The sequence below is a fragment of the Herbaspirillum sp. GW821-FHT09A12 genome, assembly GCF_059418325.1.
This window is the reverse complement of the sequence record NZ_JBWKPR010000003.1, coordinates 76,616-100,234: the sequence shown is the minus strand read 5'-3', so window position 1 is coordinate 100,234 and position 23,619 is coordinate 76,616. Positions and strand designations below refer to the sequence as shown.

At 62.9% G+C, this 23,619-nt stretch carries 18 protein-coding genes; 14 read left to right on the top strand and 4 right to left on the bottom strand.

Annotated features, from left to right (window positions below; all coding sequences use genetic code 11):
• Positions 1-341: 341 nt before the first annotated feature.
• Complete coding sequence (locus AC07N6_RS10610) at positions 342-1,526, top strand: lactonase family protein (protein ID WP_494786253.1); 1,185 nt, start codon at positions 342-344, stop codon at positions 1,524-1,526.
• A 3-nt stretch (positions 1,527-1,529) separates the two neighbouring features.
• On the opposite strand, the gene AC07N6_RS10605 is transcribed toward AC07N6_RS10610, so the two are convergent.
• The gene (locus tag AC07N6_RS10605) at positions 1,530-2,306 is read right to left on the bottom strand and encodes a helix-turn-helix domain-containing protein (RefSeq protein ID WP_494781804.1); all 777 of its coding nucleotides are present in this window, start codon (positions 2,304-2,306) and stop codon (positions 1,530-1,532) included.
• Positions 2,307-2,424: 118 nt separating this feature from the next.
• Complete coding sequence (locus tag AC07N6_RS10600) at positions 2,425-3,207, bottom strand: 3-hydroxybutyrate dehydrogenase (protein WP_494781803.1); 783 nt, start codon at positions 3,205-3,207, stop codon at positions 2,425-2,427.
• A 358-nt stretch (positions 3,208-3,565) separates the two neighbouring features.
• On the opposite strand from AC07N6_RS10600, the gene AC07N6_RS10595 reads away from it, so the two are divergent.
• From AC07N6_RS10595 to AC07N6_RS10570, 6 genes are all read left to right on the top strand, one after another.
• Positions 3,566-4,333: a GNAT family N-acetyltransferase gene (locus tag AC07N6_RS10595; RefSeq protein WP_494781802.1), complete on the top strand. Its 768-nt coding sequence runs from the start codon at positions 3,566-3,568 to the stop codon at positions 4,331-4,333.
• A complete protein-coding gene (locus tag AC07N6_RS10590) occupies positions 4,330-5,199 on the top strand; it encodes a UDP-2,3-diacylglucosamine diphosphatase (RefSeq protein ID WP_494781801.1) in 870 nt (289 codons plus the stop codon). The genes AC07N6_RS10595 and AC07N6_RS10590 overlap by 4 nt, the downstream gene beginning before the upstream one ends.
• Before the next feature lie 25 nt (positions 5,200-5,224).
• A complete protein-coding gene (locus tag AC07N6_RS10585) occupies positions 5,225-6,286 on the top strand; it encodes a glycosyltransferase family 4 protein (protein WP_494781800.1) in 1,062 nt (353 codons plus the stop codon).
• A gap of 351 nt (positions 6,287-6,637) precedes the next feature.
• Positions 6,638-8,752: a methyl-accepting chemotaxis protein gene (locus tag AC07N6_RS10580; protein ID WP_494781799.1), complete on the top strand. Its 2,115-nt coding sequence runs from the start codon at positions 6,638-6,640 to the stop codon at positions 8,750-8,752.
• A gap of 501 nt (positions 8,753-9,253) precedes the next feature.
• A complete protein-coding gene (locus AC07N6_RS10575) occupies positions 9,254-10,978 on the top strand; it encodes a methyl-accepting chemotaxis protein (RefSeq protein ID WP_494781798.1) in 1,725 nt (574 codons plus the stop codon).
• 444 nt (positions 10,979-11,422) lie between these two features.
• The gene (locus AC07N6_RS10570) at positions 11,423-13,171 is read left to right on the top strand and encodes a methyl-accepting chemotaxis protein (protein WP_494781797.1); all 1,749 of its coding nucleotides are present in this window, start codon (positions 11,423-11,425) and stop codon (positions 13,169-13,171) included.
• A gap of 73 nt (positions 13,172-13,244) precedes the next feature.
• Here the strand turns inward: AC07N6_RS10570 and AC07N6_RS10565 are convergent, their stop codons facing one another.
• Both AC07N6_RS10565 and ppk1 read right to left on the bottom strand, forming a co-directional pair.
• Positions 13,245-13,724: a SixA phosphatase family protein gene (locus AC07N6_RS10565; protein WP_494781796.1), complete on the bottom strand. Its 480-nt coding sequence runs from the start codon at positions 13,722-13,724 to the stop codon at positions 13,245-13,247.
• A gap of 40 nt (positions 13,725-13,764) precedes the next feature.
• Positions 13,765-15,876, bottom strand: coding sequence for a polyphosphate kinase 1 (gene ppk1, locus AC07N6_RS10560; RefSeq protein ID WP_494781795.1), 2,112 nt, complete (start codon positions 15,874-15,876; stop codon positions 13,765-13,767).
• Between the two features lie 440 nt (positions 15,877-16,316).
• On the opposite strand from ppk1, the gene pstS reads away from it, so the two are divergent.
• The 7 genes from pstS (at position 16,317) to phoR (ending at position 23,370) form a co-directional block, all read left to right on the top strand.
• Positions 16,317-17,366: a phosphate ABC transporter substrate-binding protein PstS gene (gene pstS, locus AC07N6_RS10555; protein ID WP_494781794.1), complete on the top strand. Its 1,050-nt coding sequence runs from the start codon at positions 16,317-16,319 to the stop codon at positions 17,364-17,366.
• 200 nt (positions 17,367-17,566) lie between these two features.
• Positions 17,567-18,577, top strand: coding sequence for a phosphate ABC transporter permease subunit PstC (gene pstC, locus AC07N6_RS10550; RefSeq protein ID WP_494781793.1), 1,011 nt, complete (start codon positions 17,567-17,569; stop codon positions 18,575-18,577).
• Positions 18,574-19,473 carry a phosphate ABC transporter permease PstA gene (gene pstA / locus AC07N6_RS10545; RefSeq protein WP_494781792.1) on the top strand — a complete coding sequence of 300 codons (900 nt, stop codon included), beginning with the start codon at positions 18,574-18,576 and terminating at the stop codon, positions 19,471-19,473. The genes pstC and pstA overlap by 4 nt, the downstream gene beginning before the upstream one ends.
• Positions 19,474-19,505: 32 nt before the next feature.
• Positions 19,506-20,306: a phosphate ABC transporter ATP-binding protein PstB gene (gene pstB / locus AC07N6_RS10540; RefSeq protein ID WP_494781791.1), complete on the top strand. Its 801-nt coding sequence runs from the start codon at positions 19,506-19,508 to the stop codon at positions 20,304-20,306.
• Positions 20,307-20,477: 171 nt separating this feature from the next.
• The gene (phoU, locus tag AC07N6_RS10535; RefSeq protein WP_494781790.1) at positions 20,478-21,188 is read left to right on the top strand and encodes a phosphate signaling complex protein PhoU; all 711 of its coding nucleotides are present in this window, start codon (positions 20,478-20,480) and stop codon (positions 21,186-21,188) included.
• A gap of 118 nt (positions 21,189-21,306) precedes the next feature.
• Positions 21,307-21,984, top strand: coding sequence for a response regulator (locus tag AC07N6_RS10530; protein WP_494781789.1), 678 nt, complete (start codon positions 21,307-21,309; stop codon positions 21,982-21,984).
• A 75-nt stretch (positions 21,985-22,059) separates the two neighbouring features.
• Positions 22,060-23,370 carry a phosphate regulon sensor histidine kinase PhoR gene (gene phoR / locus AC07N6_RS10525; RefSeq protein ID WP_494781788.1) on the top strand — a complete coding sequence of 437 codons (1,311 nt, stop codon included), beginning with the start codon at positions 22,060-22,062 and terminating at the stop codon, positions 23,368-23,370.
• Positions 23,371-23,619: the final 249 nt, after the last annotated feature.

Sequence of the window (23,619 nt, the reverse complement as noted above, 5' to 3'; positions counted from 1 at the left end):
GCCCGCGCGTGCCTCTACACAAAAATTAGTTTCGCTGGCATTTTTTTTCAGGTCCTGAAAAAAGTCCCTTCCCGGATGCACTCCCGCTGCCAGCGTGCTTTTGAACGGGCATGAGCCGCCGAGAAAAATGCCAGAGAAGCTGAATTTTGTGCAAAGACGCGTGGGCTTCCATCCAATACGCTCTCTCCCTGAGACAATTGGTTCGCTGTACCGAAGTGAATCGGACGGTGGGCATGAGTCGGGAATGAAATAACAACGAAGGGCCGTTTTTGTTTGCGTGCCGCATGGCGCAGGAACAGCGGCCATCCCCCTCACACATCTGGTATTGGAGTCAGCCGGCTATGATGCAGTCGCTTCGCAAGAACATGTTTGCACGGTATGGATTGACGGCGGCGCGCGTGGCGCTCGCGCTGTCGGCAGTCGCGGCAGGTTTGATCAGCACTTACCTCAGCGCCGCCACCGTCCCCGGCAATGAACAGGAACTGGTCTACGTCGGCATGCATGAGCGCCAGATTCGCGCGCTGCGCTTCGATCCGTCGACGGGCAAGCTGGCCGCGATCGGCACTGTCGCCGAAGGCTTGCGTTCGACCTGGGCCGTGGCCCATCCGCAATTGCCGGTGCTGTATGCGGTCGATGACGACAACACGCGCGAAGGCAGCGTCACCGCCTTCGCCGTCGATCGCGCCACCGGTGCGCTGACCAAGATTAATGAAGCCGCCACCGGCGGCAGCGGCACGACCTACCTGTCGCTGGATGCGCCTTCGATGACGCTGCTGGCGGCCAACTATGGCGGCGGTTCGACAGCGAGTATCGCGATCAATGGCGATGGCAGCCTGGGGCGGGTAACTTCGATCATCAAGGCGGTCGGCTCGGGGCCCAACCGGCGCCAGGCCAGTGCGCATAACCATGGCGCCGTGATCGATCCGAGCGGACGTTTCGCCCTGGTGTCGGACCTGGGCGCAGACCGTATTTTCGTCTACGGCTTTGATCGCGCCACGCATGCGCTGACGCCGGACGATCCTGCCAATCCGCGCGCCTATGTCGCGCCTGCGGGCAGCGGCCCGCGCCACGTCGCATTCGGTGCGGATGGGCGTTTTGTTTATCTGCTTAACGAGTTGACCGCCGAGGTCGCGGTGCTGCGTTGGGACGCACAGCTGGGCCGTTTGACGCCGGTGCAAACCTTGCCGACCAGCAGCGCCGAATTCAAGGGCGCCAAGAGTGGGGCCGAGGTGGCGGTCAGCCGGGATGGCCGCTTTGTCTATGTGGAGGATCGCGGCGAGAACACGATGGTGGTCTATGCGGTGAACGCCACATCGGGCGAGCTCTCGCTGGTGCAGCGCATTTCTTCCGGCGGTGAACGGCCCTGGGGTTTCTCGATCCATTCATCGGGCAAGTGGATGCTGGTGGCCAACCAGCGCAGCGGGAAAGTGAATGTGTTCAGTATCGATCCCGCCAGCGGCATGCTGACCGATACCGGGGAGTCGGCCGATGTGCCGACGCCGGTTAGTACCACTTTCGTGAAATAAGCTTCAGGTTGCCGTTGCGCGCCAGGCGCGCCGATAGGCTGCCGGCGTGGTGTCGCACAGCTTGCGCATGGCATGGGAGAGGGCGCTCTGGTCGGTGTAGCCGCAGCGCAGTGCGATCTCGGACAAGGGCAGGGCGCTGGCGCGCAGCAGTTCACAGGCGCGGCGCACCCGCACTCCGGCCAGCCACGCCCGTGGCGAGGTACCGGTTTCCTGCTGGAACCATTCATGCAGGCGGCTGGGACTGATCGCCGCGGCCGCTGCCATGTCAGCCACCGGCCACGCCAGTCCGGGTTCGGCCTCGATCCTTGCCATCAAGGCATGCAACCGCGACTGCGGGCGCGGCGCCGTCGCCGCCAGCGTATCCAGCAGCAGCGGCACCCAATGCTGCAATTGCGCCAGCGCCATCTGCTGCTGTTCCAGCAGCAATGCCATGAAATCGACCAGCTTGCCGGCCGCCTGCGACAGCGGCATGAAGGGGCGCAGCGCCAGCCGTTCCATCAGTTCGGCGGTGAGCATCGACGGCGCCAGATCCAGGATGATGACGCGATTGAGGCCAGCGGCGCTGGTGGCATGCCGGGCGTGCGGTTCCACAAAGGCGGCGCTGGCGGCGTCGGCCATGCCTTGGCGCCCGGCGATGTCGAGCTCGATCCGTCCCGATACCGGCAGCACCACCTGCGGGAAATCATGGCTGTGCGTGAGCGTCTCGGCGTGGTAGCTGCGCAGGTGCAGTTCGGCCGGCGGCTGGGTGGCGTGGATCGGTTCGGATGAAATTGCGGGCATGGCAATCCGGCAATAGCGGGGGAGGGGGCTGAAGCCGCCATGATAGCCGATAGCGCCTGGCGGGAAAAACGAAGCCGCCCGCATGGGGCGGCTTGCCGATGCCGGTAATGCCGGCGGCTTATTGCATATACCAGCCGTGGCTGACCACGACCGACTGGCCGGTCAGCGCATTGGTCGGGAAGGCGGCCAGGAACACGGCTGTCTGCGCCACATCCTGGGTGGTGGTGAACTCGCCGTCCACGGTGTCCTTGAGCATGATCTTCTTGACCACGTCGTCTTCGCTGATGCCGAATTCCTTGGCCTGTTCAGGGATCTGCTTTTCCACCAGCGGGGTGCGCACGAAGCCGGGACAGATGACGTTGGCGCGGATCTTGTCCTTGGCGCCTTCCTTGGCCACTACCTTGGCCAGGCCCAGCAGGCCGTGCTTGGCGGTGACATACGGCGCCTTCAGCGGCGAGGCTTCGTGCGAGTGCACCGAACCCATATAGATGATCGAGCCGCCGCGGCCTTGCTTGACCATCGCCTTCATCGCCGCGCGGGTGGTCAGGAAAGCGCCGTCCAGGTGGATCGCCAGCATCTTGCGCCAGTTGTCCAGCGAGAGGTCGACCACCGGGCTGATGATCTGGATGCCGGCGTTGCTGATCAATACGTCCAGCCCGCCGAAGGCGGCGACGGCGTCTTCCACGCCTTGGTCGACTTGCGCCTCGTCGGTGACGTTCATGGCCACGGCCATGGCGGTGCCGCCGGCCTTGACGATGTCATCGGCGGCGGCGCGGGCGGCGTCCAGCGCGAGGTCGGCGATCACCACCTTGGCGCCTTGCCGGGCGTATTCCTGGGCGATCTCCTTGCCGATGCCGCTGGCCGAACCGGTGATCAGCGCGACTTTATCCTTGAGTAGCATATGTTTCCTTTTATGGTTCGAGTTGATGGACATGCGAAACGAAACTGACGCCGTACTGACGGTCGTGCCTGCAGCGGCGCCGGACACGATGCCGGTTCGATGAGGCCTGTGCCGCAAAGTTCAGCGGCCGGCATCCGTGTCCCGGCGCTTCTCGGTGTCTCCGAAGCCCGGACGGCACGCGGGTTTCAGGCATCCAAGGCCATTTTCCCCGGGTCTCCCGCGCCGTCTTTGTCATGCAATTGTAACGCCGCGCGCGGCGCTGTTGTTGCGCCGCCAAAGTTGTCGCATACGTCATGTGGCTGAAATAATCAATCGTTAGTCTGTGCAGCGTTATCCCATGACCTATAAAGGACGATGCATGAGACTGCTTACCATTCCTGCCGATGCCAATCCGAGTTTCTCCAAGCTGAGCTTGAGCCTCGCGAGTACCCCGGAAGAAGTGCGTGAAGTGCAGCGCTTGCGTTACAAAGTCTTTATCGAAGCCATGAACCTGTCGGCGCTGGCCAACGCCGAAGGCCTCGACAAGGATGATTTCGACAACTACTGCGACCACCTGATCGTGCGCGACTCCAAGACCCTGAGCGTGGTCGGCACCTACCGCGTGCTCAGCCCGCACGGCGCGCGTCGCATGGGCAAGTTCTACTCGGAGCAGGAGTTCGACCTCTCCCGCCTGGACAACATCCGCGGCGCGATCGCCGAAGCCGGCCGCGCATGCATCCACCCCGACTACCGCAGCGGCAGCGTGATCATGATGCTGTGGGCCGGCCTGGCCGCCTACATGCGCAAGGAGCGCTGCGAATACCTGATGGGCTGCGCCAGCGTGAGCCTGGCCGATGGCGGCCACAACGCCGCCGCGCTGTACCACGCGTTCAGCGAAAAGAACATGGCCCCGCCCGACTACCGCGTGGCGCCGCACCTGCCGTTCCCGATCGAGGAGCGCGAGCCGGGCCACGAGCCGCAAGTGCCGCCGCTGCTCAAGGGTTACCTGCGCAGCGGCGCATGGGTATGCGGCGAACCGGCATGGGATCCCGATTTCCACTCGGCCGACTTCTTCCTTCTGTTGCCGCTGTCCAAGCTGGACAACCGCTACGCCCGCCACTACCTGAAGGAAACGAGGACCGCATGAAGCCACGCGAACAGTTCATGGACGATGCCCACGGCCTGTTCGGCGATGCGGCCGATGGCGACGACAAGCGCGATCCGCTGCGCTTTCGCACTATCTGGATTTCCGACATCCACCTCGGCACCACGGGCTGCCAGGCCGAGCGCCTGCTGGAGTTCCTGCGCGCCACCGAATCCGACACGCTCTACCTGGTCGGCGACATCATCGACGGCTGGCAGTTGAAGCGCCGCTGGTATTGGGAACAGAGCCACAACAACGTGGTGCAGACGGTGCTCAAGAAAGCCAAGAAGGGCACCAACGTCATCTTCGTGCCGGGCAATCATGACGAGGTGATCCGCCAGTTCATCGACCTCGATTTCGGCGGCATCAAGATCCGCGACGAGCTGGTGCACGTCACCGCCGACGGCCGCCGCATGCTGGTGCTGCACGGCGACCGTTTCGACGGCGTCATCGCCTGCGCCAAGTGGCTGGCCTATGTCGGCGATTCGCTCTACACCATGATCCTCAAGTTCAACCAGTGGTTCAACAGCTGGCGCGCGCGCGCCGGCCTGCCTTACTGGTCGCTCTCGCAATACCTCAAGTCCAAGGTCAAGAACGCGGTCAACTACATTTCCTCGTTCGAAGATGCGCTGGCCGACGAGGCCAGGAAGAGGGGCCTGGACGGCGTCATCTGCGGACACATCCACAAGCCGGAAATCCGCGACATCGGCGGCGTCACCTACTGCAACGACGGCGACTGGGTGGAAAGCCTGTCGGCGCTGGTCGAAGACCCCAGCGGCGAGCTGCGCCTGGTGTCGTGGCAGGAAATCATGCAGCTCAAGAAAGCCGGAAAAGCCAAGGCCGCGGCCAGGGACCTGGTTCTTGCCTGAACCGTACACCCAAGATCAACGTTCTATGCGCATTGTCATCATCAGCGACGCGGGCGAACCGCAAGTCAACGGCGTGGTCAACACCCTGCGCTCCACCGTGCGCTGCCTGCGGGCGGCGGGGCACGAAGTGCTGATGCTCACGCCACGCGATTTCCGCACATTCGCCTGCCCCACCTATCCGGAAATCCGCCTGGCCTACCAGCCTTATGCGCGCATCGCCGAGGCGCTCGAACGCTTCCATCCCGATTGCATCCACATCGCCACCGAGGGCCCGATGGGCTTGGCCGCGCGCCGTTATTGCGTGCGTCACAAGCTCAACTTCACCACCGCTTACCACACTCGCTTCCCGGAATACCTGGCGGCCCGCAAGCTGCTGCCCAAGGCCATCACCTATCGCCTGCTGCGCTGGTTCCATGGCCGTTCGCAGGCGGTGATGGTGCCCACGCCGGCGATGAAGCTGGCGCTGGAAGAGCAGGGCTTTCGCAATGTCGTGCTGTGGGGGCGCGGCGTCGATACCGCGCACTTCCGGCCGTCGGTGGAAGACCATGCCTGCATCGAGCGTCCGCTGTTCCTGTATGTCGGCCGCGTGGCGGTGGAAAAGAATATCGAATCCTTCCTCAAGCTGGACTTGCCCGGCACCAAGTGGGTGGTGGGCGACGGCCCGCAGTACGAAGAGCTGTCGCAGCGTTATCCCAAGGTGCGCTTCCTCGGCGCCAAGGGGCATGACGAACTGCCGGCTTACTACAACTGCGCCGATGCCTTCGTGTTTCCCAGCAAGACCGATACCTTCGGCCTGGTGTTGCTGGAAGCGATGGCCTGCGGCATTCCGGTCGCTGCCTATCCGGTGGAGGGGCCGATCGACGTGGTCGACAACGGCGTCTCCGGGGTGCTGAAGAACGACCTGAAGCAGGCCTGCCTGCAGGCGCTTCGGCTGGACAAGGATGTGGTGCGTTCGCACGCCGAACGCCGCTCATGGGAGTCGGCCACGCAGCAGTTCCTGCAACACCTGCACCATGTGCATCGTGTGCACCTTCCCGAGCCGGGCGAGGTAGCCGCCGTCATCGTGCCGGCGCGCGAGTCGCGCTGAGGCTTTTGGTCGGCCAGGCCATCGCTTGGTCCCGGCAGAGGGATTACCTGTTGAGATGGTGCGATACGTATCGTCTTGTTGTGTCGCCCTGAAACATTGCAGCAAGCGCAATGTCGCCTTTGCGTGGCGTCGTCAGCCACGGAGGCGGCTTTCCCCATTCCCCTTCCGGTTTTCCTTCCCCATCGATGTGCCGTCACAGGCAAGGGTTTGCTTTTTCCTGCCTTGCCATTGGAACAAAATTTGCTAAAACTGAAACGGTTGTCTCGTCATCCACAACCTCTCCGGTTAAAGAAGGGGGGATGCAAACCTGCCGCGTAAGCGGTTACTTCAACATGTTGCTGGGGGGATGTGATGAAACGTTTGCTTGCCAACCTGATGCTTTGGCAGAAATTCGCTTTGCTGGGCGGGATCGCGCTGGTTCTGTTCGGCGTGCCTACCGCGTTGTTTGTCAGCAGTACCGAGCGTGTGATCGCCTTCAAGAAGATGGAAATCGAAGGCGTCGAACCGATACGCCGCCTGCTGCGCAGCGTGCAACTGCTACAGCAGCACCGCGGCATGTCGGCAGTGCTGCTCAGCGGCGATGCCGCCATGGCGCCGGCCCGCGAAAGCAAGGCGAAGGAGGTCGACCAGGCATTGCAAACGCTGGCAGACGGTTTGCATCAGGTGATGCGGGATGATGGCCGGGCCGAAAATGCCTTCAAGTCGCAACAGGCGGCCTGGGTCAAGATACGCGATGCCGTGGCGGGGAACGGCATCGCGGCCCCCGACAGTTTCGCCGGCCACAGCGCGATCGTCGCCGGCCTGTTCGAGCTCAACGAGCGGATGCTGGACTATTTCAAATACAGCACCGACCCCGATTTCGACAGCACCCAGCTGATCAACGCAGCCTTCATCGCCATGCCCGGCCTGACGGAGGACCTTGGCCGGGCCCGTGCGCGCGGCGCCGCTTTGCTGATCAGGAAAGAGATCAAGCGTGAAGACCGGCTGGAACTGGTCGCCATGCTGGAGCGCGCGCAGGACCGCCTGAACTCCGCGCAGAAATCCTTCGTCAAGGCGGTGGAGGCCAATCCCGCGTTGCAAGGCAAGCTGGGCACGACCTTCGAGGCCGCCAATCGTGGCGGCAACAGCGTCATCAAGCTGGCCCGCGAGCAGGTGCTGCTGCCGCAGGAAGTGACTTATGCAGCGGATGCCTACTTCAAGGAGTTCACCATCGCGATCGACGACCAGTTCAAGGCGATCGGGCAGGTGACCGAAGTGCTGGCCGCCCAGCTCGATGAGCAGAACCAGGTCTTGCGCGGCCGCCAGATGATGATACTGGGTTCCATTCTGCTGCTGGCGCTGGCGGCGGCCTGGTTCGGCATGCTGATCACGCGTTCGGTCACCGCTCCCATCCAGGAATCGGTGGGCATGGCCAAGCGCGTGGCGGCTTGCGACCTCACCGCGCGCAGCGGGGCGCGCGGGCGCGACGAGTCGGCGCAGTTGCTGGGTTCGCTCAACGAGATGACCGGCAGCCTTGGCGGCATCGTCGGCAATGTGCGCTCCAGCATCGACGTCATCCAGATTGCCTCGCGCGAGATCGCCACCGGCAACGCCGACCTGTCGCGCCGCACCGAATCGCAGGCTTCCAGCCTGGAAGAGACCGCCAGCGCCATGGAGCAGTTGACTTCCACCGTCCAGCAGAATGCCGAGAATGCGCGCGAGGCCAACCAATTGGCCAGCTCCGCCTCGCAGTTGGCGGTGCGCGGCGGCGACGTGGTCGGCAGCGTGGTGCAGACCATGGGCGCCATCAAGGACAGTTCCAGCCGTATCGTCGACATCATCAGCGTGATCGACGGCATCGCCTTCCAGACCAATATCCTGGCCTTGAACGCGGCGGTGGAGGCGGCCCGTGCCGGCGAGCAGGGCCGCGGCTTCGCGGTGGTGGCCTCCGAAGTGCGTTCGCTGGCCCAGCGCAGCGCCACCGCGGCCAAGGAAATCAAGGAACTGATCGGCGATTCGGTGCAAAAGGTGGATACCGGCGGCAAGCTGGTCGATGAGGCCGGCGTCACCATGGGGGAGATCGTGAACTCGGTGCGCCAGGTCGCGGGCATCATGGGCGAAATCACCGTGGCCAGCCAGGAGCAGAGCACCGGCATCGCCCAGGTCAACGATGCGATCTCGCAGATGGAGTCCATCACCCAGCAGAACGCCGCGCTGGTGGAAGAGGCCGCCGCCGCCGCGGAAAGCCTGCAAAAACAGGCCGAGCTGCTATGGGATACGGTCAGTGTGTTCAAGACGGGCGACACCGAAGCGCTCACCATGGCCGCACCGGCAGCGCAGCAGCGCAAGGCATCTGCCCCGGCTGCGGTAGCTGCGCCGCACAAGCCGGCATTGAAAGCCGTCCCCCGGATTACGTCACCGGCCAAACCGGTCGCCCAACCGGTGGCCAAGGCGGGTGGCGGCGCCAACGACTGGGAAGAGTTCTGAAGCAGTGCGCAGGCGCATTGCAGGAATGGCAATGCGCCTGATGGAGGCATGACAAGATGCCGGCATGGGCATGCGTGCGCAGAGGCGGCATGCCCTCATTCGGGGCGCATGCCCCGAATTGAACAAACTATGCAAAAGCCACATAAATGCATGCCGACAAAGCATTTGCTGGCCGTTGGTGCGTCTTCTAAGATGCGGCACGTCGGTTCGTCATAAGAATATGCCGCTTGCCGGTTGCAACGGCGCACATTGCCAGCCTGGGCTGGGTTCCGGCGACATCATTCAGACAAAAACAAGATGCGCACAGTGCGGCCGCCGGTTTTCGGCGCGCCGCCTGTTGTCGTATGCCTTGGTTCGTGTCTTTTGCCGGCTGGGGGGGCGGCAGGCATGAATCATGCTGGTCGGCATGCATGGGGTGGAAGTAAAGAGGGCACGCCGGTGCGCCGCCATCGGATTGGTGCTTGCAATACAGTGGTTGTTCTAACAGGGAAGAACATATTCATGATCCAAAATCTCAAGATCGGCACACGCCTGGCATTCGGCTTTTGCCTCATCCTTCTGTGCGCGACCGCGATCCTGCTGATCGGCTTGTGGCGCATGGCCGAACTGGAAAGCAGCAGCGAATACGTGATTGATAAAAAGGTGGCCGGCATGACCACCGCGATGAATATGCGCGAGTCCGGCAGCCAGCTGGCGCTGGCGTTGCGCAAGGTGGTCACGCCCACCGATGCCGCCGAAGGCACGGCCGAGAATGAACACCTGACCAAGATCCTGCAAGCGTATGCCGGCTTCGAAGGCCAACTGACTGCGCTGTCAAGCAGCGGGCGCGGCAAGGAGTTGCTGGATGCGGCAGTGGTGGAGCGCAAGAAGCTGTTCCCCATCGTTGAAACCATCCGCGGGCAAGTCGGCAGCGGCAATTATTTCGATGCGGCGCAACTGCTCAAGAGCGACTTTTTGCCGGCCTACGAGAAATGGATATCCGGCGTGGCCGCGCTGGCGGTCTATCAGCAAGACGACATGAATGCCGCCCACGCCGACGCCAAGGAAAGCTACCGCAAGGCGCAGATCGGCATGCTGGTGATCGGCGTACTGACGCTGGGCCTGGGATTCTTCTTCACCTTCGTGATTACCCGCTCCATCGTCAATCCGTTGAAGCGCGCCGGCAGCATCGCCGAAACCATTTCCAGCGGCGACCTGACGCAAGATTTCCATGACCGGGGCCGCGATGAGGCGGCGACGCTGGTCAACGCGCTGGGGGCGATGCAGTCCAATCTGGCGGCCACCCTGAACGAAGTGAAGGAAAGCGCGGCCATCATCGCCGTGGCCTCGCATGAGATCGCGCGCGGCAACGTAGACTTGTCCAACCGCACCGAGTCGCAGGCCTCCAGCCTGGAAGAAACCGCAAGTTCGATGGAGCAGCTGACCTCGACCGTGCAGCAGAACGCCGAGAATGCGCGCCAGGCCAACCAGCTGGTGGTATCGGCTTCGGACTTCGCCACCAAGGGCGGGCGGGTGGTCGGCGACGTGGTGCAGACCATGGGCTCGATCAAGGAAAGCTCGCGCAAGATCGTCGATATCATCGGCGTGATCGACAGCATCGCGTTCCAGACCAATATCCTGGCGTTGAACGCCGCGGTGGAAGCCGCGCGCGCCGGCGAGCAGGGGCGCGGTTTCGCGGTGGTGGCCTCGGAAGTGCGCTCGCTGGCCCAGCGTTCGGCGACGGCGGCCAAGGAAATCAAGGGCTTGATCAGCGATTCGGTGAACAAGGTCGACGCCGGCGGCAAGCTGGTCGATGAAGCCGGCGCGACGATGAGCGAGATCGTCAGCTCGGTCAAGCACGTGGCCGACATCATGGGCGAAATCACCGCCGCCAGCCAGGAACAGAGCGCCGGCATCGCCGAGGTCAATCACGCGATCGCGCAGATCGACGAGATCACCCAGCAGAACGCCGCCCTGGTGGAACAGGCCGCGGCGGCTGCCGAGAGCCTGCAGGAGCAGTCCGATGTGCTGGCCCAGGCGGTTGCCATCTTCAAGCTGAAGATGGGGGAGCAAGCAATCTCTGGCGCCAGTGCGCCGTTGGCAGCCATGCCGATGCGTTCGGTGAATCCGCCTGCCGCCATCGATGTGACCGCCAAGCCAGCCAGGCCGGTTGCCAGTTTGCCGCCGGCCGCGCCGGCCCGCAAACCGGGGCAGGCGGTGCGCGACGATGAGTTCGAAGAGTTCTGATCTGTGCCCATGTCAAAAAGCCAAGTCATTGCACGCCATCGTACGGCGGCGGCGATGTAAAAAAAGTTAAATCGAAGTCAATGGATGTTGAAAGCGCTGCAAGCTTCTGGCTGCGGCGCTTTTTTTCTGTCCGGGCCGATTGCTGGCGGCGACGCCGGACACTGAAGATTCCTGAAATGTTGCCGTTAAGATAGAACAGCCAATGGCGCGTTCTTCGCATTGATGCAGCAATGCGAAGAACGCGCTTAGCTAGAGCCAGTTTGCGTCGAATCCGCAAGCAAGCTTCCGGGAGCTGTCAGCAGGCGTGGATTTGATGTGAACAGGCCTGAAGGTCGAGCACCATGTCCTGGGAGAGCAGAGGTTGTCCTTCGTGCGTTATAGGCGCTCTTTGGGCTGTAGCGCGGCTTGCCGTGTTTTTTCTCATCCACCGGAACACTGTCTCCTATGTCCTTTAAAAATATTTCCATAAAAGCACGGCTCGCCATCGCCATCTTTATCCTGTCGCTGCTGCTGGTGGCCATCGGCGCCTCCGGCTTGCTCGGCATGTCGGCCGCTGTCGGCATCAGCCGCGAACTCACCGAAGAACGCATTCCCAAGACCGTCGCCGCCGATAATGTCCTGATCTGGATCGGCCGCCAGCGTACCTCGCTGGACCAGGCCGCGCTGACCGATGACCCGGCCTGGGCCGAGCGCATGTTCGGCATGGATGCCAACAGCCGCAAGGAAGCGCTGAACTGGTGGGCCCAGTACACCGCGCTGCCGCAGACCGAAGAGGGCAAGGTGCTGGTGAAGAAGGTCTCGGAAGGCATCGAGAAGACCGAGGATGCGCTGATCAAGTTCGCCGAAGCCATCAAGACCGGCGACCGCAAGGCGATCGGCGACAATGCGCGCCTGGTCGGCACCATCTACACCGCCATGCAGGGCGATGGCCGGGCCTTGGGCAAGTATGAAAGCGAGCAGGCCGAACATAGCCTGGCCGCCGCCAATCGCCGCTATGAGGCGTCGCGCACCTTCTCCATAGTGGCCATCGGGCTGGGGCTGATCCTGGCGCTGTACAGCTGGCTGTCGCTGCGTCGCGCCATCGCTGAACCGATGCGCCGCGCGCTCCAGCACTTCGACGCCATCGCCGCCGGCGACCTGACCCAGCAAGTGCGGGTGCATTCGAAAGACGAGATGGGCCAGTTGCTGGACGGCCTGTCGCGTATGCAGGAAAACCTGTCGCGCACCGTGCGCGCGGTGCGCAGCGGCAGCGACGCCATTGCGACCGCCACCCGCGAGATCGCCTCGGGCAACCTCGACCTGTCTTCCCGTACCGAGCAGCAGGCGGCTTCGCTGGAAGAGACCGCTTCCAGCATGGAAGAGCTGACCAGCACCGTCAAGCACAATGCCGACAATGCCCGCCAGGCCTCGACGCTGGCGGTCAACGCCTCGACCATTGCGTCCGACGGCAACGCCGTGGTCGGCCGCGTGGTGCAGACCATGGAAGAGATCCGCGAGAGCTCCACCAAGATCACCGACATCGTCAGCATCATCGACGGCATCGCCTTCCAGACCAACATCCTGGCGCTGAACGCCGCGGTGGAAGCGGCGCGCGCCGGCGAGCAGGGGCGCGGCTTCGCGGTGGTGGCCACCGAAGTGCGCGCGCTGGCGCAACGTTCTTCCAGCGCCGCCAAGGAGATCAAGGAACTGATCATGCTGTCGGTGGACCGGGTGCAGGCCGGTTCGGAACTGGCCGGCCAGGCCGGCACCACCATGAGCGACGTGATCAATGCGGTGCAGCGCGTGACCGACATCATGGGCGAGATTTCGGCCGCCTCCAGCGAACAGAGCGCCGGCATCGGCCAGGTGTCGCGCGCGGTATCGCAGATGGATGAAGCCACCCAGCAGAATGCCGCATTGGTGGAACAGGCCAGCGCCGCCGCCAAGGCGCTGGAACATCAGGCGCAGGGCCTGATGCAGGAAGTGTCGATCTTCCGCATCGACGGCGCCGACACTTCCAGTGCCTACGCGCCGCAGCCGATGGCGGCCGCGCCGGCGGTTGCCAAGCCACAACCTGCGCAAGCTGTGCGTCATGCCGCCAAGCCGCAGGCCAAGCCCGCCTCCAGGCCGGCGCCGAAGGTGGCGGCGCCGGCCGCCAAGCCGGCACGCAACGCGCCGGCGTCGGACAACGGCGACGAATGGGAGACCTTTTAAGCGCCGACGGCATGATGCGTCTGCATGCGAAACGGCCCGGTTGGATGACCGGGCCGTTTTTTTATTTGCCAGTTCAGCGCGGGTGGTGCTTGCCCGAGCTGGCGATCAGTTCCGGCGCGATGACCGCCTTGAGGTAGTTGGTGGTGATGTCGCCGCGTTCGCGCTGGGCGATCCACCAGACGTTGGCCTTGCGCAGCGACCATTCCTGTGGCTGGCCGCAGATCAACTGCGAAGCCACCAGGCCCAGGGTCGGCTGGTGACCGATGATGAGCACCGGTTCGCGGCTGTCGGGCCAGTTGGCCGCGCGCAGCAGGTCCTCGGCCGACTTGTCGGGCGCAAGTTCCGGGTGCACCCGGTACTTGCGCCCCAGCGCTTCGACCGTCTGCAGCGTGCGGGTGGCCGGGCTGACCAGGACGCGGCAGCTTTCCGGCAGGTTGCGGTCCAGCCAGTCGGCGATCTTGCCGGCCTGCTTGTGCCCTTTGGGCGTCAGGGCGCGGCCTTCGTCGGGCTCGCCCAGTTCCGCTTCTGCATGCCGCCACAAAATCAAATCCATTTCAGGCTCCTGTCTGTTTAGCGTATGGCCTGTGAGGCCTTCATTCTTCCGGCAACGTGGCCGGAATGCCTAACGTATTCATCAGGTGCTGCTGGGCGCTGAAAGTATGCTGCTTGTTGCGTGCCTTCTTCAAGGTATAGGCGCCATTGGCATCGAGATGCCAGGAATTGGCGTTGTCTTTCAGGTACGGATTCAGGCCCTCGGTGATCACGCGTTTCTTGAGCGCCTTGTCCAGCACCGGGAAGGCGACTTCGATGCGGCGGAACAGGTTGCGGTTCATCCAGTCGGCGCTGGCCAGGTAGACATCGTGCGCCAGGTCGTTGCGGAAGTAATAGATGCGCGAGTGTTCCAGGTAGCGGCCGATGATGGAGCGTACCTTGATGTGTTCCGACAGGCCCGGCACGCCCGGACGCAGCGCGCAGGCGCCGCGCACGATCAGGTCGATCTTCACGCCGTCGCTTGACGCCGCATACAGCGCGCGGATCACCGACTCGTCCAGCAGAGCATTCATCTTGGCGATGATGCGCGCCGGACGGCCTTCGCGCGCGATCTGCGCCTCGTTGCGGATGGCGCGGATGATTTCCTTTTGCAGCGAGAACGGCGCCAGCCACAGGCGCGCGAGGTGGCGCGGCTTGGTCAGGCTGGTCAGGTGGATGAACACTTCGTTGACCTCGGCGGTGAGCTCCTGGTTGGAGGTCAGCAGGCCGAAGTCGGTATAGAACTTGGTGGTGGTGGGGTGGTAGTTGCCGGTGCCCAGGTGGGCATAGAAGCGCAGCGCCTGCTCTTCGCGGCGGATCACCAGCGCCAGCTTGGCGTGCGTCTTCAGGCCGACCACCCCGTACACCACCTGGGCGCCGGCCTGTTCCAGCTTGACCGCCCAGTTGATGTTGGCCTCTTCGTCGAAGCGCGCCATCAGTTCCACGATCACCGTCACTTCCTTGCCGTGCTGGGCGGCGTAGATCAGGGCCTCCATCAGGTCCGAGTTCATGCCGGTGCGGTAGATGGTCTGCTTGATCGCCACCACGTTGGGGTCGTGCGCGGCGGTGCGGATGAAGTCGACCACCGGCTGGAAGGACTGGAAGGGGTGGTGCAGCAGCACGTCCTTTTTGTCGAGCGCCCGGAAGATGTTTTCGCCGATCAGCTGGTGCGGCAGGGTAGGCGAGAAGGGCGGGAAGCGCAGCTCTTGCTGGTTGACCAGATTGGCGATCTCGCCCAGGCGCACCATGTTCACCGGCCCCTCGACCGCGTACAGGCGGTTGCGCTCGATGTTGAACTGGTTCAGCAGGAACTGGGCCAGGTGCTCGGGGCAGTTGCTGGCCACTTCCAGCCGCACGGCCACGCCGAATTGCCGGCTTTGCAGTTCGGTCTCCAGCGCCTGGCGCAGGTTCTTCACTTCTTCTTCATCCACCCACAGGTCGCTGTTGCGGGTGACGCGGAATTGCGAATACGCGGTGATTTCGCGCCCCGGGAACAGTTCGGCGATATGCGCGTGGATGACCGAAGAGAGCAGGCAGAACGAGGCCGCGCCCTTGGCCGACAGATGGTCGGGCAAGCGGATCACGCGCGGCAGCACGCGCGGCGCCTTGACGATGACGACCCCGGTGCCGCGCCCGAAGGCGTCCTTGCCGGACAGTTCGATGATGAAGTTCAGGCTTTTGTTGACCACCTGCGGGAACGGGTGGGCCGGATCCAGCCCGATGGGCGTGAGCAGCGGCCGCACGTTCTGCTCGAAGTAGCCCTTGACCCAGGCGCGCTGGGCTTCGTTGCGGTCTTCGTGGCGCAGCAGGTGGATGCCGTTGGCGGCCAGCTGCGGCAGGATCTCGTCGTTGAGCAACTGGTACTGGCGCGCCACGATGCGGTGGCATTCGACGCTGGTATGTTCCAGCGCGGCGCGCAGTTCGGGCGGATCGATGTTTTCGCCCTCGATGCGGTTGGCCAGCAGGCTGGCGATGCGCACCTCGAAGAATTCGTCGAGGTTGCTGCTGCAGATGCACAGGTAGCGCAGCCGTTCCAGCAGCGGCACGGAGGGGTCTTCGGCCTGGGCCAGCACGCGGCGGTTGAATGCCAACTGCGACAGTTCGCGATTGAGGTAAATCGTATTGGGGGGAAGTTCAGGTAGGTCTCTGGTTTCCGGTTTTGCTTTTCTGGTCATTCAATGTTCCCTGTCCATCCTTGTTTGCCGGGCAGTGTATTTAGGATGTGTGACGAGTTTATGACAACTCTCCCGGACCTTTGTCACAGAATTTATAGGGACGCGGCCACGGGTTTTGTTGCCTTGCGGCTATTTTTTGGAAAGATGTCTTTCCGTCATCGTTTTCCGTGGTTTCTTCCGCAAGCCTCCACCCCACGCCGGCGCAGCGTTTTCCATGCCGGCTGGGCGATTGCGGGGTCTTTTGCGCACCGGTTTCCGGTGCCCGGGACGGCTGTCGAATTTCGAGATTTTTACAAATTTCCGCCCTGGGCTGCATGACAAGACTCCGTCATAAACTCGTCACATTTGCTGGTTAAAGTTCGCCCTGTCCCAGAAGTGCATCCTTCCAATCGCGATGTCTCAGTGACACTCAATCTCTCAAAAACATAGGAGTATCAGAAATGGGGTTTAACCAACTGATTAAGTCTGTTGCAGTCGCCGTCGCCGGCACCTTCGTATTCAGCGGCGCAGTGCATGCAGCAGAAATCACCGGCGCTGGCGCCTCCTTCCCGTATCCGATCTACGCCAAGTGGGCCGAACTGTACAAGGCGGCCACCGGCAACAGCCTGAACTACCAGTCGATCGGCTCGGGCGGCGGCATCAAGCAAATCAAGGCCAAGACCGTCGACTTCGGCGCATCGGACGCTCCCCTGAAGCAGGAAGAACTGGCTGAAGCCGGCCTGGTTCAATTCCCGGCCGTCGTCGGCGGCGTGGTTCCGGTCATCAACCTGGATAGCATCACCCCGGGCCAGATGAAGCTGTCGGGCCATGTGCTGGGCGATATCTACGCCGGCAAGATCACCAAGTGGAACGCCCCTGAAATCGTCGCCCTGAACCCGGGCCTGAAGCTGCCGGCCGATGACATCACCGTGGTCTACCGCTCGGACGCTTCGGGCACTTCGTACGTGTTCACCAGCTACCTGTCGAAGGCCAACGAGGACTTCAAGGGCAAGATCGGCGCCGGCACGGCCGTGAAGTGGCCGACCGGCGTGGGCGGCAAGGGTAACGAAGGCGTCGCCGCCAACGTGCAGAAGGTCAAGGGCGCAATCGGCTACGTCGAATACGCCTACGTCAAGAAGAACAAGCTGAACTTCACCCAACTGAAGAACAAGGACGGCGTGTTCGTGTCGCCTGACGACGAATCCTTCAAGGCCGCTACCGCCGCCGGCGACTGGGCCAAGACCCCGGGCTTCGCTGTCGACTTCACCGATGCCGCCGGCAAGGCTTCGTGGCCGATCTCCAGCGCTACCTTCATCCTGCTGCACAAGGATCAGGCTGGCGATGGCGCCAAGGGCAAGGAAGTCCTGAAGTTCTTCGACTGGGCCTACAAGAACGGCGCCAAGTCGGCATCCGAGCTGGACTACGTCCCGCTGCCGACTTCGGTCACCAAGCTGGTGGAAGACTCCTGGAAGGCCAACCTCAAGGACAGCAGCGGCAAGGCGATCTGGTAATCGCCTTATTGCTGGAGCCTTGACGGGATGCCGCAAGGCATCCCTGCCAGGATAACTGGCAAGCTGAAAAGAAAGCTTCCTCCAACGAAGCATATGGGCCATCGCGGCGAGAACGAGCAACTCTGGGCAGCAGAGCATTCGCGGCGATGGCCTGTTTTAATGGTGAATTCAAAATGAGCGCAAATTACCCCGCTACGGCTATGTCGAATTCCGAAGTGAAAAAATCCGCGGCAGATACTGAAAGCGCGCAAGCCGCGCACGAACGGCTGTTGGCCGTCATGCGCAGGCAACGGCTGCAAGATTTCCTGTTCCACAAGATGACGCTCATCTTCGCACTGACCGTGCTGCTGATGCTGGGCGGCATCATCGTTTCCCTCTTCATCGGCGCCTGGCCGGCCTTCCATGCGTTCGGCCCGGGTTTCATCACGCGCGTCGAATGGGATCCGACCAATGACGAATACGGCGCCATGATCGCCATCGTCGGCACCTTGTCGACGTCGATCATCGCCTTGCTGATCGCTTTTCCGGTGAGCTTCGGCATCGCCCTGTTCCTGACCGAGATCTGTCCCGCCAAGCTGCGCCGCCCGCTGGGCACCGCGGTGGAACTGCTGGCCGGCGTGCCCAGCATCATCTACGGCATGTGGGGGCTGTTTGTCTTCGCACCGCTGTTCTCGGAATACGGCCAGCCTTTCCTGAAGGCGACGCTGGGCCAGATCCCCGGCCTGGGCGTGCTGTTTTCCGGCCCGACCATGGGCATCGGCATCCTGACCGCCGGCCTGATCCTGTCGGTGATGATCATCCCGTTCATCTCTTCGGTCATGCGCGACGTGTTCGAAGTGGTGCCCGCGGTGCTCAAGGAATCGGCCTATGGCCTGGGATGCACCCGCTGGGAAGTGGTGCGCAAAGTGGTGCTGCCGTACACCAAGACCGGTGTGGTCGGCGGCGTCATGCTGGGCCTGGGCCGCGCGCTGGGCGAGACCATGGCCGTCACCTTCGTGATCGGCAACTCGCACCGCCTGTCGTGGTCGCTGTTTTCCGCCGGCAACAGTATCGCCTCCACCCTGGCCAATGAAATCGCCGAAGCGTCGAGCAAGCTGCACGTCTCCTCGTTGTTCGCGCTGGGGCTGATCCTGTTCGTCATCACATTCATCGTTCTGTCCGCCGCCAAGGTCATGCTGATGGGCATGGCCCGCAAGGAAGGTGCCAAATGAGCCAGACCAATCAAATTTCCGCCACCGGCGGCATGGAAAACCCGGAGGCGCTGAATCCGGTGTACCGCCGCCGCCTGTTCCAGCACCGCATCGGCATGCTGTTCTCTTTCCTGGCGATGGGCCTGGGCCTGGTCGTGCTGGCCTGGATCCTGATGACGCTGGTGGTCAAGGGCGTGGCCGCGCTCAATTTCGGCCTGCTGACCGAAAATACCCCGGGCCCCGGCGGCGAGGGCGGCGGTTTGCTCAACCCCATCGTCGGCAGCCTGTTGATGGTCGGCCTCAGCACCCTGATCAGCACCCCGATCGGCATCCTGGCCGGCGTCTACCTGGCCGAATATGGCGAAGAGAGCAAGCTGGCCCAGGTGACCCGCTTCGTGACCGACATCATGCTGTCGGCGCCGTCCATCGTCATCGGCCTGTTCATCTACGCGATCTACGTCGCCAATGTCGGCCACTTCTCGGGCTGGGCCGGCACCTTCGCCATTTCGCTGATCGCCATCCCGGTGATCGTGCGCACCACCGACAACATGCTCAAGCTGGTTCCCAGCGGCCTGCGCGAGGCAGCCTTCGCGCTCGGCGCCCCGCGCTGGAAGGTGGCCGTGATCGTGCGCCTGCGCGCCGTCAAGGCCGGTGTGGTGACCGGTGTGCTGCTGGCGGTGGCCCGCATTTCGGGCGAGACCGCGCCGCTCCTGTTCACCGCGCTCAACAACCAGTTCTTCAGCACCAACATGAACCGTCCGATCGCCAACTTGCCGGTGGTGATCAACCAGTTCGCAATGAGCCCGTATGACAACTGGGTCTCGCTGGCCTGGGGCGGGGCGCTGCTGATTACCTTCAGCGTGCTGCTGCTCAACGTGCTGTCCCGTACCCTGTTCAAGCAACAAATCCCCGGCTAATTTTTCAAGTGACCGACATGACTACTGCTCAAATGGCAAACTCTGCTCCGACCGCATCCGCCAACGCCGCTGCGGCCAAGAAGTCCACGATCGAGATCTCGCAGCTGAATTTTTACTACGGCGGATTCCAGGGCCTGAAGAACATCAACCTCGACATCTATGAAGGCAAGGTCACCGCCTTCATCGGCCCATCGGGCTGCGGCAAGTCGACCCTGCTGCGCACCTTCAACCGCATGTACGACCTGTACCCAGGCCAGCGCGCCGAGGGCAAGATCGTGTACGCCGGCCGCAACATCCTCGAAGCCGGGCAAGACCTGAACATGCTGCGCGCCAAGGTCGGCATGGTGTTCCAGAAGCCGACCCCGTTCCCGATGTCGGTCTACGACAATATCGCCTTCGGCATCCGCCTGTACGAGAACCTGCCCAAGGGCGAGATGGATGAGCGCGTCGAATGGGCGCTGAACAAGGCCGCGCTGTGGGGCGAAGTGAAAGACAAGCTGCACAAGAGCGGCCTGTCGCTCTCCGGCGGCCAGCAACAGCGCCTGTGCATCGCGCGCGGCGTGGCGGTCAAGCCCGAAGTGCTGCTGCTGGACGAGCCGACCTCGGCGCTGGACCCGATCTCCACGGCCAAGGTCGAGGAACTGATCGGCGAGCTGAAGAACGACTACACCATCGCCATCGTCACCCACAACATGCAGCAGGCCGCGCGTTGCTCGGACTACACCGCCTACATGTACCTGGGCGAGCTGGTGGAGTTTGGCGAGACGGACCAGATCTTCATGAATCCGGCGCGCAAGGAAACCCAAGACTACATCACCGGTCGTTTTGGCTAAGTTGAAATCATCGTCTCGGCTACTGCGCGCTCCGACTTCGCGCCTGTGATGCTCACCGTACATCCGTACGGCTGCGCTTCTCGACGCGAATTCGAAGCGCTCGCTACGCCGATCCGACGATTCAACAGCGCAGTAAGAACATCATATTTTTATATTAATTAGGAACGTCACATGACAGGCGATCACTCCTCCAAGCAATACGACAGCGATCTGGAAGCCATCCGTTCGAAGGTGCTCGCCATGGGCGGGCTGGTCGAGCATCAGTTCCAGGATGCGATCTCGGCTTTCCGCACCGGCAACCTTGAAGTGGCCAAGCGCGTGATGAAGGACGACGAGGCGGTGAATCGCCTGGAAGTCGAACTCGACGACGCCTGCAGCCACCTGATCGTGCGCCGCCAGCCGACCGCCAACGACTTGCGTACCGTGATGGCGACCATCAAGATCATCACCGACCTTGAACGCGTCGGCGACGAGGCGACCAAGATCGCGCGTACCGCGATCCATCTGCATCAGCGCAGCATCGGCCTGATCAACCACTACGAGACGGTCAGCCTGATCGCCGAACAGGCCGGCGACATCTTGCGCAGCGCGCTGGACGCCTTCGCCCGCCTGGACGACCAGCAGGCGCTGGAGCTGATCAAGCAGGACGCCAGCATCGACCATGGCTTCCGCTCGATCACCCGCAGCCTGATCACCTTCATGATGGAAGACCCGCGCACCATCTCCGGTTCCATCGACACCTTGTGGGTGGCCAAGGCCATCGAGCGCATCGGCGACCACGCCAAGAACATCGCCGAGTATGTGGTGTACGTGGTGGGCGGCGTCGATATCCGCCATACCGACGTCGGTTCGGCCAAGGTGGTTGGCGAAGCGACTGACTGAAAAGGCGGTACCCGGATCCGCGCGGAGAAAAACGGCAGCCAGTACCGATGAACTGCCGGCCCGCGCGGAGATCCGCAGTGCGGTGGGAGACCCGCAAACTTGATAAGAAGCTGACCCAATGACCACTATCCTGATCGTCGAAGACGAACCGTCGATTGCCGAGCTGATTGCCTTCACGCTCAAGGAAGCCGGCTGGTCCAGTTTTGTCGTTACGAATGCCGCCGCGGCCTGGGACTTCGTCCAGCACCGCGCGCCGCAACTGGTGTTGCTGGACTGGATGCTGCCCGACCGCAGCGGCTTGCACCTGCTCTCGCGCATCCGCGCCGACCGCCAGTTGCAGCAATTGTCGGTCATCATGCTCACCGCCAAGAGCATGGAAGAAGACAAGATCGCCGGCCTCGACAATGGCGCCGACGACTACATCACCAAGCCGTTTTCCCCGCGCGAGCTGACCGCACGCATCAAGGCGCTGCTGCGCCGCAAGAGCCCCGAACATGCGCAGGAAATCATGTCGGCCGGCCCGATCACGCTCGATCCTGCCAGTTGCTCGGTGACCTTGTCGGGCGGCAAGATCGATATCGGCCATGCCGAGTACAAGCTGCTGAAGTTCTTCCTGGCCCATCCGGACCGGGTATTCTCGCGCAGCCAGTTATTGGATAGAGTGTGGGGCGACCACGTGGTGATTGAAGAGCGCACGGTGGATGTGCATGTGCTGCGCCTGCGCAAGGCGTTGCGCGATGCCGAATTCCTGATCAAGACCGTGCGCAGCGTCGGTTACATGCTGTCGACAAAATAGAGCGAGAATAGGGCTCCGTTACAATAATCAGGCCCATATAAGCGCGCAGCGCTCCACGTCTTCTTTTCGATTTCAATGAGTCCACAACTGCTGTTCTGGATTCCCGCCATTTTGCGCCTGGTGCTGTGCCTGGCCGGAGCGGGAGTCGTCGGTTTCTTCTTCGGCCCTATCGCCGGCCTGGTCGTCGCCGTGCTGGGGGTGGGGGCGATGATGGTGACCCACCTGCATTACCTGTTTCGTCTCTCCAGCTGGCTGGACGACTCCGGCCAGTCCCGCCTGCCGGACGGCTGGGGGGCGTGGACCGACGTTTATGCCCGCCTGTACCGCATGCGCCGGGACGACGAAAAGAACCAGGCCGAACTGGCCGAGTGGCTGGCGCGCTTTCGCCAGGCCATGAGCCTGTTGCCCGATGGCGTGGTGATCATGGACGATGTGCTGTTCCTCGAATGGTGCAACCCGGCCGCGCAGCAGCACCTGGGCCTGAAGCTGGAGCGCGACAAGGGCATGCGCGTCACCAACCTGATCCGCAATCCGGCCTTCATCGACTACATCATCCTGGGCCGCTACGAGCAGCCGCTGACGCTGGCGCTGCACGAGCGCAAGCTGATCGTGCAGATCATCCCCTTCGAGAACCGCCGCCAGATCCTGGTCACCCATGACGCCACCGAGTCCGAGCGCATCGACATGATGCGGCGCGACTTCGTGGCCAATGCCTCGCATGAACTGCGCACCCCGCTGACGGTGATCAACGGCTTCCTGGAAATCGCCCTGGCCCAGCCCAAGCTCGATCCCGAGACCCGCGCCGGGCACCTGACGCTCATGACCGAACAGGGCCAGCGCATGCAAAACCTGATCGACGACATGCTGACCCTGACCCGGCTGGAGTCGATCGACTATCCGCTGCGTTCGGAAGTGGTGCGGGTGCAGCCGCTGCTCGAAGGCATCGCCGAAGAAGCGCGCGCGCTGTCGGCCGGCAAGCATGACATCACGCTGACGGTGAGCGGCCCGGACCTGAAGGGCAACATCGATGAACTGCGCAGCGCCTTTACCAACCTGGTGACCAACGCCGTGCGTTACACGCCGCCGTCGGGGCGCATCATGTTGCGCTGGGAAAGCGATGAAAAGGGCGCGCATTTCTCGGTGCAGGACACCGGCATCGGCATCAGCCCCGAGCATATTTCGCGCTTGACCGAGCGTTTCTACCGCGTCGACAAGAGCCGCTCGCGCGAAACCCAGGGCACCGGCCTGGGCCTGGCGATCGTGCGTCACGTATTGCTGCGCCACCGCGCCGTGCTGGACATCCAGTCCGTGCCCGACCGGGGCAGCACCTTCACCGTGCATTTTCCGGCCAGCCAGACGATTGAGGATTTTGCGCCGGTCAAATGACGCGGATGCGAAAAAGGATGCCAAGGCATCCTTTTTTCATGGCCGGGCGCCGACCGGCCTCGGCAAACGCCGGCGTGTTGGATGCCTGGAAAAGAGTTCTAGGTAGAAATACGGATATCTGCCGGTAGTCGTTAATGGACACAATACCGGCGCGCCGGTGGCAGTTTCGCAAGAGGGGAGACGAGAGCGAGAGCCGACGGCGCGGCTATCCGAACCATGCTGCCGGTCCACAACGGCGGTGCGACAACA